The sequence below is a fragment of the Methanobrevibacter sp. genome (genome assembly GCF_045120835.1).
GTDB lineage: Archaea > Methanobacteriota > Methanobacteria > Methanobacteriales > Methanobacteriaceae > Methanocatella.
The window spans coordinates 1-2,635 of the sequence record NZ_JBGVFE010000055.1 but is presented as its reverse complement, the minus strand read 5'-3'; the positions used below and the strand labels follow the sequence as shown (position 1 = coordinate 2,635).

At 40.7% G+C, this 2,635-nt stretch carries 2 protein-coding genes; both read right to left on the bottom strand.

Going from position 1 to position 2,635, the window contains the following annotated elements; all coding sequences use genetic code 11:
* Positions 1–3: 3 nt before the first annotated feature.
* A complete protein-coding gene (locus ACJMLO_RS05650) occupies positions 4–648 on the bottom strand; it encodes a hypothetical protein (RefSeq protein ID WP_405294771.1) in 645 nt (214 codons plus the stop codon).
* On the bottom strand, positions 635–2,635 hold a 2,001-nt coding region (locus ACJMLO_RS05645; protein ID WP_405294769.1), incomplete at its 5' end, for a C13 family peptidase. The genes ACJMLO_RS05645 and ACJMLO_RS05650, both read right to left, overlap by 14 nt.

Genomic DNA, 2,635 nt, shown 5'->3' with positions numbered 1-2,635 from the left:
TCGCTATTTTAAATTGTACATTTTCTTTAAAATCTTTTCATACGGAATCTCGAGTTCGCACCACGGACATGTTACACAACCATCTTTATAAACATCAAAAATATGAATGGTAATGGGATTGCCGCATTCGAAACAACTGAAGGTGGTATAGAAATCAGCATATAAGTCATCAAATTCATCGTTCTTGTCATTATCTATATTTCCCTTTTGACTAAGATGTGCTATTTTACTTTTAGTAGAACCTTCTGGGAATACAACATACATTTTACCTTTGCAACGCTCATCAGACGAATTTTTATTCACACAAAGGTGCACAGTAGCATTACCCTTTCCTTTATTTGGATATGCAAAACAAAATGTATTATCATTTTCAAACAAGAAAGAAATTTCCCACTCAGAATTGCTTTTTATCTCGAATGGTATAATAGAATACCCTTGTTCAAGTTCTATAGAGAACTCCCCCTGGTTGATTATTGTCAGATTCACATCATCAGCAAATACCACTTCTGCTTGAATGCTATCACTATCTTCATCACTACATCCACTAAATGTAACGCTGCAAGCAAGCATTGAAACAAACAATGCTATTGCTTTTAAAGATATTAAATTCTTCATACCGCTTTGATTAATTTGATTAAAAATATTCATTCATACTCTCTTTATACATGTTACCGTAGTATTCTACATTATATACAGTCGCATGTGAACCGACAGTGCTTCGTGCCAGTTCATAATAAAGGTCTCGCAAAATTATATCTGGATTTGAATCTACAGTCTCTTGAAACCCTCTTGTGAATCCGTTTGACAGCCATATTCCCATATCAGGGTCTCGCATATCGGCTTTTGAGGTCTCGACAGCATTGGCTGCCGTTATAAATAAAACACCCGGAATACCTTCACACGCCTCACCAATTGAACCGCTATAACAAGCATCCATCGACCAAAGCATTTTCCGGTATGTCATAGATTGGATTAAATCGGCAATCTGGTATCCATGCACAACCTCATCGCTTCCCCACGCAAGTCTGTTCTTTGATCCATGACCACACCAAAAGACCACTACATTGTCGTGTTCATCAGGAGTAATGACTTCGGGATGTTTTTCCGACTTCTGCCCTGTCAAAATGGGTTTCAAATCCGAGATTTTTATATCCCCAATCTTGTAGTCTACAACAGCCCCCTCATAAACATTCTCTCCATTCGGTCTTACCCTGACCACACCGGGGTATATATTGCGGGAATCATAGGCAATGTTGTCGGCAATTATCAGTATTATATGGTCATCGTCATATCCGTGACGCTTCAATAGCTGATACATAGCCAGAGCGTCAGCCTGATGTCTATAATATGCCCATTTATCAGACGTACCGATTACCACAGCCCAGTTTTCCCCTGAATATTCAGGATATTTTCGGTCTTCTTGACTACTGCTGAATTGTTGGTATTTCTGTTGCTGCACATCCCATGCTTGCAAAGTCGATGTTGTACGCTGCCCACCGTCGGCAGACAGATACTCTAAAGTAAAGTATTGCCCATCTCTCAATATCCAATGCGAGTAAGTAGTATTCAGTACACTTGAGTGATGCCTTTCGTCAAAAGTCCAGTCTCCGGTTACACCTGAAACATCAGGCCTACCTCCTGCCTGCAACATTACGAAAGTGTCGTGCATATCAGCCGGCAACCAACTTCTATTCCACGTTTCACGCCCTTGGACAAGTTCAAGAATGCCATTGTCAGGGTCTTCCGCATCAATACTCAATGCGAGCGTAAGCAATGATATGGCATCAAATAAATGAGCCTCTCCGTTTGACGGCTCACAACCAAATTTTACATTGTATGCAGTACTGAAGCCACTAGACGGGGATGCACACGGGGAGAGTCCTTCGTAAGTTAAATTCTTTAACCGACCTGAAAGATTGGGCGAATTCATTATATCGGAGCATAACACCAAAGGAAATTTGAAATTCCTTGATTTTTCCTTTAACGCACCAATCTCCTCGTCAAATGCTATTGCAAATCTTTCTTTAGAGAGGGCTAGAAGAAGATGGTCGCCATACTTGAAATTGGAAGCCACAGTATTTGCAGCAGATTTAACCTCACTCTCCGAGGAGCAGATAAGGATATCCTTAACGTTAATTCCCAACTCTTCTGCTTGATATGCGAACCAATCACTGAAACTTTTCCCGTAATCATCATCGCTTGCTATCAAACTGACATTCCAACTCTCTGATAGTATGGCTTGGGATAGCATAAGTTCACACTGGCTTATATCTGACTGGGTAAGATTCCAGATGTTATTCACATTGGCATAGATTCTTTGAACTTCGGCAGATGTTGCAATAGGCAGAATCAATGTCTTTCCACTCTTTGCACAAAGTTCGGCAGCCGTATGAGCTTTCTGTGAACTATACGGGCCAATTATTGCAACGAAAGAATCGTCATTAGAAATATTCTTAAGTTGCGTATCAATCTCAGGAGAGTTCTCATCAAACCATTGCAACGACAACTTTACCTCTTCAGGCAATCCGGCTTGTGCCTCTGCTAGATTATCCAAAGCCCATTGGGCTGTTCTAGTCCACGCCTCTTGCCTCTCCTTCGGCATTACGACTGCTACTTTATATGTCTTGACTTTATG

Excerpts from the sequence above, each read along its gene's own strand:
- ACJMLO_RS05650 (WP_405294771.1), bottom strand. The coding sequence starts at position 648 with ATGAATATTTTTAATCAAATTAATCAAAGCGGTATGAAGAATTTAATA.